Source organism: Candidatus Aminicenantes bacterium, from assembly GCA_026393795.1.
Lineage (GTDB): Bacteria > Acidobacteriota > Aminicenantia > UBA2199 > UBA2199 > UBA2199.
Map to the genome: position 1 here is coordinate 25,610 of JAPKZL010000082.1, position 6,671 is coordinate 32,280.

Here is a 6,671-nt window from a genome sequence, read left to right on the forward strand (position 1 = left end):
TTATCGAACCAGGTATTCGTGACGCGTGACGGAGCAGGCAATCATTACACGTACTTTAAAAATACATCCCTGACTTTATCCGTCAACTGGGTGATCGTTTCCTTGGTATATCCGGACACCGGGATGGGTTTTTCGATTGAGAATTCGATCCGGCCGGGGCGGATGAGCAGGCTGCTGCGGCGATTGATCTCATAAGCCCCCTTCTGCACCAGGGGCAGGATGTCCAGGCCGGTCTCCAGGGCCAGCAGGAAGCCGCCTTTTTTGAAAGGCCCGAGCTTGCCGTCGCGGGTGCGCGTCCCTTCCGGGAATACGGCGCAGGAAAAATTTTTTTTCTGCCTGATCAGCGCGGCGGCGCGGCGCAGGGATTCCATGGCCTTGATGCCGCTCTTGCGGCTGACCGGGATCTGGCCCATGCGCCGGATCACCCAGCCGTAGACCGGCCAGTCGAAGTGGCTCTCCTCCTCGATACCGCGCGCCCAACCCGGGAAACTGCGGTAGAAAACAAAACCGTCGAGGAGATTGACGTGGTTCATCATCAGGATGTACTGCCGGCCCGATTGGAAGTTTTCCCGGCCCGATAGGGTGACCCGGATGCCGCAGATCCAGACCAGCGAGCGGCACAATCCCTTCACCCAGCCTTCAAAAAAACCGCCGGCGCGGAAAATGCCGATCAACAATAGGAACAGCGCCCCGAAAAAGAACCAGATCCCGCCGATGCACCAGATCAGCAGCGAGAGAGCGGCGGCAGCGGCTTTCTTCATGCCAGGATGGTCAGCTCGCCGGGGAGCACCTTCAGCGCCAGCGGCGTCGCGCCCAGCAGTTCGCCGTCAGCCATGAGCTGCTCCTGCGGGCAGCTGTCGATCACGATCTCGGCGGCACGGAAATGCTTCACCTTGGGATGCCCGACATGGGTGCCCTTGAACACCCTGGAAAAGATGTTCAGGATGTCGCGGCGGTTGACACCCGCGAAGATGACCAGGTCCACCTTGCCGTCACCGCTGTCGGCGGCGGGGGCGATCTTCATGCCGCCGCCGGTATACTTGGAATTGGAGATGACCAGGGCGCTGTCAGCGACCTCCATCTTTTCATTGTCGACGGTCAGCAGCATGCGGTTGCGCATGCCCTTGGCCAGGCGCAGCAGCACGGCCAGGCTGTAGCCCATGGAACCGAAGCCTTTGAGCTTCTCGTTGGTCAGCTTGAGGATGTCGGCGATCAGGCCGACGCCCAGGATGTTGAGGTAATATTGCCTGATTTTCTTTTGCCCGCGCTGATAGACGATTTCCACCAGATCGACCTGGCGGCGCTTTCCGGCCAGAATGTTCTCGACGGCCGGCCGCCAATTCAGGATTGAAAAATCGCGCAGGAAGGAATTGCCGGTGCCGGCCGGTATCATGCCCAGTTCCACCGGCTTTTCCGGCCTCCCGTCGGCGTACAGGCCGTTGACGATCTCGAAGGGGGTGCCGTCGCCGCCGATGGTCAGGATTCTCTCGTATTCCTGGCTGGCGGCTTCACGGCCGATCTGGAAAGCATGGCCAGCATACTCGGAAACCTTGACATCCATCCGGCCGATGCGCTCGGCCAGCGTCGTGCGGATGGCGGCGAAAGCCTTGAGCCCCTTGCCCTTGCCGGCATGGGGATTCAGAACGAGCATGGTTTTGAGGTCGGGAAGCATGGCTATTTATAGCACAGGCCCGAGGCAAAGACAACCCGGATTCCCCGCCTTATTCCTTCCTTCCTTTAACTGTAACCGAAAGACTCATGGATTGCCAGGGCGCTGGATAACCCATTTTTTTGGCTGTTTTTTACTCAATACCTGCCTTTCCTGCCGCCTCATCGACCAGCCATGAAGGGATATCGGCGGAGGTTTGAACATCAGAGTGTGGAAAACTCGCGAAAAGGGATGAAAGAACCTGATTGCTCCGTACTCTTCTTTTTTTGCACAACTATGTCACGCCGATATTACCGATAACATTGCCTTTTCCTGATAACATCCGACCTGCAAGGGTTTGCGGAATCGCGCCTCTATTTCAGCTTCAGGGTGATGCGTTTGGCCGTGGCCCCCTTGACCAGGTTGAGCTTGCGCACGAACTCGTCGATCTTGGCGTCCTCGCCCACCATCTCCAGCAGCACCAGGCCGGTCTGGGAGCAATTGTCGAGCACGCCGTCATGAATGCCAAGCCGGGTCTTGATCAAGCAGCCCCAGCCGGTGAGTATCTTTTGCACGTTCATAGCGGTCTCGCTGCGGGTGCTGATCAGTAGCGCCACCACGTCTCTTTTATTCATCGCAGCCTCCTAGATGTATGATTGGCTATAGTACCACAAACGAATGGCGCGTACCCGCAGCCGGCGAAATTCAATTGACATTCACGCCAATTGTCTTCAGAATACGACCATGGCTGCTGACATCAAACAACTGCTGAGCAATCTGCTCGGCTTCTACGATTTCACCGGCAAGACCATCGTCTCAATCGGGGCCGGCGGCGGGCAGATGATCGAGTACGCGCGACCGGCCAAGCGAGTGTTTGCCGTGGACAGCAGCGCCGCGGCGCTGGACACGCTGCGCCAAAACCTGAAAAAATCGGACCTCGCCAACAAGTTCACCATCATCCTTTCCGACTTCTATCGCTGCCAGCAAAAGGGCGACGTGGTGCTGTTCGAGTTCTGCCTGCACGAATTGCCAGATCCCGCCACAGCCCTAGCCCACGCCCGCGAGCTGGCCGGAGACGTCCTGGTCGCTGACCATTTCCCCGGATCGGAGTGGGCGTACCATGTCGCCGAGGAGGACAAGGTCGCCAGGAGTTGGAAAGCGCTTCACGCCTGTCGGCCCAGGAAGGTGCAAAAACACGAAACGGTCCAGTCATTCAAGGACTACCAGGAGCTACGACTGAAAGTGGAGTCGATAGGCGAGGTCGCCATCAGCCGCATCACGCCCTTCGTCGGTCGCAGCGACTTCACCATCCCCATGACCTACGGCTTCGCCCTGGTTTAAACGGCCGGAACGCACCTCCACGAAGGCTGGGCTTTTCGCCTGCTGCTGTGCTATACTCGGCCTGTCCCAACCACGCGGAGGTAAATATGGCGTCAGCGGATGAATTCAAGGGGTTTTCCAAAGAGACCGTTAAATTCTTTCGCGAGCTGGCGAAAAACAACGACCGCGAGTGGTTCGCGGCCCAGCGCCGCCACTATGATGAGTTCGTGCTGCGGCCGGCCCAGGCATTTGTCGTTGCCATGGGCGAGCGGCTGCAACGCCTCACCCCCGGGATCAACGCCGACCCGCGTGCGAACGGTTCGTTGTTCCGCATTTTCCGCGACACCCGTTTCAGCCAGGACAAGACGCCGTACAAGACCCATCTGGGGATATATTTTTGGGAGGGCCAGGGGGGGCGAATGGAATGCTCGGGCTATTACTTCCACCTGGAACCGCCCATCATGATGCTGGGAGGGGGAATCTACATTTTCCCGCGCCCGCTGCTCGAGCGTTTCCGCCAGGCCGCGCTCGACCCGGAATACGGCGACGAGCTGGCTGCAATCATCAGGAAAATCCTCGCCCGGCCGGGCTTCATCCTCGGCAACCCGCACTACAAGCGCCTCCCGCCCGGGACCGATCCCGCCCATGCCAATGCCGGGCTGCTGCTCCACAACGGCTTGTATGCCGCCTGGGAATCAAAAATACCGAATGAGTTCTATTCAGCCGCGTTGCTTGAGTATTGCACCGACAAGTTCAGCTTGCTGCAACCCTTGCATCGATGGCTGACCGACCTGAGAAACGGCAATTTCGATTTTTAAAGGGTAGTGACAGGTCGCGACCTGTCACTACTTCGTCATGTTTTTGCAAAACCGAAAATATCTTCGGTGATATAAGGCAGTTCCGTGCGCAGGCGCAAGCGGCGACGATTGTTTTTGAGGGTGGCGATGTCCACGACGATGACTCCGGCCAGGGAAAAATATTCGGGCCGCAGGTACTGCGCCCATTCCACCGCCACCACCCCGGCGCCGATGAACTCGTCAATGGGGTTTTCCCGGGCTCCGAGCAGTCCGCCCAAGCGGTACAGATCGAAATGGAACAAAGGGTGGATGCCCTGGTACTGGTTCATCAGCACGTAGGATGGGCTGACCACTTCCGGCACGGGAATTTCCAGCCCGGAAGCGATGCCCTTGATCAGAATGGTCTTCCCGGCCGCCAGGTCGCCACTGACCAGAATAATCTCTTGCCCGCGCAGCTGGAGTCCCAGCCGCCGGCCGATGGCCTGCGTGTCTTCAGGAGCCGAGGAAAGGAGAGTGGAATCCATCGATGCCCAGGATACTCTTCGGGATGGCGGCGGCGATATCGCTGGCCGTCAGCCCCATTTCGCCGGTCCGGCGCGCGGCCAGATCGCCGGCGAAACCGTGCAGGAAGACGGCGGCGGCCAGGATCGTTTCCATCGGCTGCTGCGGATGGAATTGGGCGATCAGGCCGGCGATCAGGCCGCTGAGGACATCGCCGCTGCCGGCCGTGGCCATTCCGGGATTGCCGGTCTGGTTGACCCAGACCCGGCCCTCGGGGGTCGCCGTCAGCGTATGATGTCCTTTCAAAACCAAGTAAAGGCCGTACTTAAGGGCGAATTCCCTGGCCAGGCCCAGGCGGTTATCCCGGATCTCTTTGAGGGTTTTGTTGGTCAGCCGGGCAAACTCGCCGGGGTGCGGCGTCAGCACCAGCGGCCGTGAACTGCGCGTCGGCAGCAGGTTGGTCTGGCCCTGGAGCACGTTGAGGGCATCGGCGTCCAGGACGAATGGCTGGTGTGATTCCCTCAGCAACAGCGATACGGTTTTCAGGGTGGAAAGCCGATTGCCCATTCCCGGGCCGGCCAGGACGCAGGAAAAGTCGTTCAGCCGGCCGGAGAGCTCCTCCGGCTTTTCGTAGGGCAAGGTCATAATCTCGGGATGGGCCAGAACGTAGAGGTCACGGTTGCGCATCGAGACGGCGGCGGTGCATAGTCCCGCCCCGGCCTTCAGGGCGGCGAACGCAGCCAAAATGCCGGCTCCCGGTTTTTCATTGGAGCCGGCGACGACCAGGGCATGGCCGAATGTCCCCTTGTAGGCATCCGCCTTGCGTCTGGCCAGCAAGGCCTTGAAATCGGCCGGCTCGGTCAGGCGGATATAATGTTCCTTGTCGTCTTCCAGACCATCTGGAATGCCGATGGGAAGGACGCGGATCTTGCCGCAGTCCGGGCAGCCGTCGGGAGCGAGGTGGGCCCACTTCAAGCTGTGCAGCGCGGCCGTTACCCGCGCCTGGACATGGATACCGGCCTCGGACGGAAAGCTTTCACCCAGACCCGAGGGGATGTCCACGGCGGCGACGGGAATGCCCGATTCATTGACCGCCTCGAGAGCTTCGGCGAACAATCCCGAGGTCACCGGCTTGTCAAGGCCGGTACCAAACACGGCATCAACCAGGAACGTTCCCTCGGCGTCGCGCTCGGCCAGGATCTTTTTGAGTTTGGCCATATTGGCGATGATCTCGATATCGCCTTCCAGGGCGCGGATGAGATCATAATTGGTCCTGGCGTCGGCGCTGAGCTGAGCGGGCGGGACAAGGAGGAGAAAGCGCACCCCATAGCCCAGTTCCAGCAGCTGGCGGCCGATGGCCAGGCCGTCGCCGCCATTGTTGCCCTTGCCGGCCAGCACCAGGCAGTCGGGGAAACGGTTGGGTGGGAATTCGTCTGCGAAACAGGCGGCGGCCGCCTGGGCCGCGTTCTCCATCAGCACAATGGACGGAATCCCCGCTTTTTCGATCGCCAAGCGCTCCAGTTCCTTGATCCAAGAAAAGAGCAGAATTTTCATTATTTCTCGGCCTTCCTTTTGCCTTTCTTTTCGCTGCCAGCATCCTGCTTCGTGTCCTTCTTCACGATTTCATCGAGTTGGCTGGCCAGGATGCCGCCAAAACCGCCTTCATCCTGGTAGCGCACTTCCTCGCCCTTGACCGGCTTTTTCTTTTCCAGCGCCGCTTCGGTTTCGGAAACGATCTCGCTGATATCGGTTTGCAGCATCTGCTTTTTTATTTCATCCAACTCGATCTTTTCCTCCAGGATCTTCCTTTGCCCTTTGCGGACCGTCTTCGCCGTTTTTTCGACATCAATTTTTTTCTTCAGTTTCTTGCCCGACTCCGGCTTGGCGAGGGTGGCCTCGAGGGGGATGCTGGCCTTGGCCTGGGCTTCATCTTCCCTGGCGTACGGCTTCTTGGCGCGGCCGTCCGCGCTTGCGCCCGGCAGCTTGTCGCCCGCAGGGAAAGCGCTTTCCTGCCGGCGCCGCGATTCCTTCTCATGAAGCAGCTTCTCCTTCTGCCACATCTCCTCTTCGCGCTTCTTACGCCGCCCCTCGCGGATGAGGCGGATCTCTTCCTTGACCTTCAGCTCTTCATCCAGCTGGTGCTTGCGCGAATCCTCGCGCTTACGCTTCATTTCCTCGATCAATCCCTGGCGGCGGTCCCGCTCTTCTTCCTCGATTTCCATCACGGCGTCCGAATCCAGGTAAAAGACCCCGGCCAGCTTCTCGGCCGGGACGAACTCCGGATTGCTCAGGATGACATCTTCGACCAGTTTGAGGTCGACGGGAGCAATCAGGTCCAGGATGTGGTAAAGCCGAAGCAGGTGGATTTCATAATTTTTTTCCCGGCCGCCGAATTCCAGGAATAT

General features: G+C 59.4%; 8 protein-coding genes. 2 read left to right on the forward strand and 6 right to left on the reverse strand.

Annotated features, from left to right (window positions below):
• Positions 1-44: 44 nt before the first annotated feature.
• The 3 genes from NTW95_04065 to NTW95_04075 form a co-directional block, all read right to left on the reverse strand.
• Positions 45-761, reverse strand: coding sequence for a lysophospholipid acyltransferase family protein (locus NTW95_04065; GenBank protein MCX6556596.1), 717 nt, complete (start codon positions 759-761; stop codon positions 45-47).
• Positions 758-1,672, reverse strand: coding sequence for a diacylglycerol kinase family lipid kinase (locus tag NTW95_04070; GenBank protein ID MCX6556597.1), 915 nt, complete (start codon positions 1,670-1,672; stop codon positions 758-760). The genes NTW95_04065 and NTW95_04070 overlap by 4 nt, the downstream gene beginning before the upstream one ends.
• A 350-nt stretch (positions 1,673-2,022) precedes the next feature.
• Positions 2,023-2,283, reverse strand: a complete 261-nt coding sequence (locus tag NTW95_04075) for a hypothetical protein (GenBank protein ID MCX6556598.1) — start codon at positions 2,281-2,283, stop codon at positions 2,023-2,025.
• A 109-nt stretch (positions 2,284-2,392) separates the two neighbouring features.
• On the opposite strand from NTW95_04075, the gene NTW95_04080 reads away from it, so the two are divergent.
• Both NTW95_04080 and NTW95_04085 read left to right on the forward strand, forming a co-directional pair.
• Positions 2,393-2,989, forward strand: coding sequence for a methyltransferase domain-containing protein (locus NTW95_04080; GenBank protein MCX6556599.1), 597 nt, complete (start codon positions 2,393-2,395; stop codon positions 2,987-2,989).
• Positions 2,990-3,075: 86 nt separating this feature from the next.
• Complete coding sequence (locus NTW95_04085; GenBank protein ID MCX6556600.1) at positions 3,076-3,786, forward strand: DUF2461 domain-containing protein; 711 nt, start codon at positions 3,076-3,078, stop codon at positions 3,784-3,786.
• Between the two features lie 35 nt (positions 3,787-3,821).
• Here the strand turns inward: NTW95_04085 and tsaE are convergent, their stop codons facing one another.
• The 3 genes from tsaE to NTW95_04100 all read right to left on the reverse strand — a co-directional run.
• Positions 3,822-4,289 carry a tRNA (adenosine(37)-N6)-threonylcarbamoyltransferase complex ATPase subunit type 1 TsaE gene (tsaE, locus tag NTW95_04090; protein ID MCX6556601.1) on the reverse strand — a complete coding sequence of 156 codons (468 nt, stop codon included), beginning with the start codon at positions 4,287-4,289 and terminating at the stop codon, positions 3,822-3,824.
• Positions 4,258-5,820: an NAD(P)H-hydrate dehydratase gene (locus NTW95_04095; protein ID MCX6556602.1), complete on the reverse strand. Its 1,563-nt coding sequence runs from the start codon at positions 5,818-5,820 to the stop codon at positions 4,258-4,260. The genes tsaE and NTW95_04095 overlap by 32 nt, the downstream gene beginning before the upstream one ends.
• On the reverse strand, positions 5,820-6,671 hold an 852-nt coding region (locus tag NTW95_04100; protein MCX6556603.1), incomplete at its 5' end, for a hypothetical protein. The genes NTW95_04095 and NTW95_04100, both read right to left, overlap by 1 nt.

What these genes read in the sequence shown, in the direction of transcription:
- NTW95_04070 (MCX6556597.1), bottom strand. Translation starts at nt 1,672, where the DNA reads ATGCTTCCCGACCTCAAAACCATGCTCGTTCTGAATCCCCATGCCGGC.
- tsaE (MCX6556601.1), bottom strand. Translation starts at nt 4,289, where the DNA reads ATGGATTCCACTCTCCTTTCCTCGGCTCCTGAAGACACGCAGGCCATC.
- NTW95_04065 (MCX6556596.1), bottom strand. Translation starts at nt 761, where the DNA reads ATGAAGAAAGCCGCTGCCGCCGCTCTCTCGCTGCTGATCTGGTGCATC.
- NTW95_04080 (MCX6556599.1), top strand. Translation starts at nt 2,393, where the DNA reads ATGGCTGCTGACATCAAACAACTGCTGAGCAATCTGCTCGGCTTCTAC.
- NTW95_04095 (MCX6556602.1), bottom strand. Translation starts at nt 5,820, where the DNA reads ATGAAAATTCTGCTCTTTTCTTGGATCAAGGAACTGGAGCGCTTGGCG.
- NTW95_04085 (MCX6556600.1), top strand. Translation starts at nt 3,076, where the DNA reads ATGGCGTCAGCGGATGAATTCAAGGGGTTTTCCAAAGAGACCGTTAAA.
- NTW95_04075 (MCX6556598.1), bottom strand. Translation starts at nt 2,283, where the DNA reads ATGAATAAAAGAGACGTGGTGGCGCTACTGATCAGCACCCGCAGCGAG.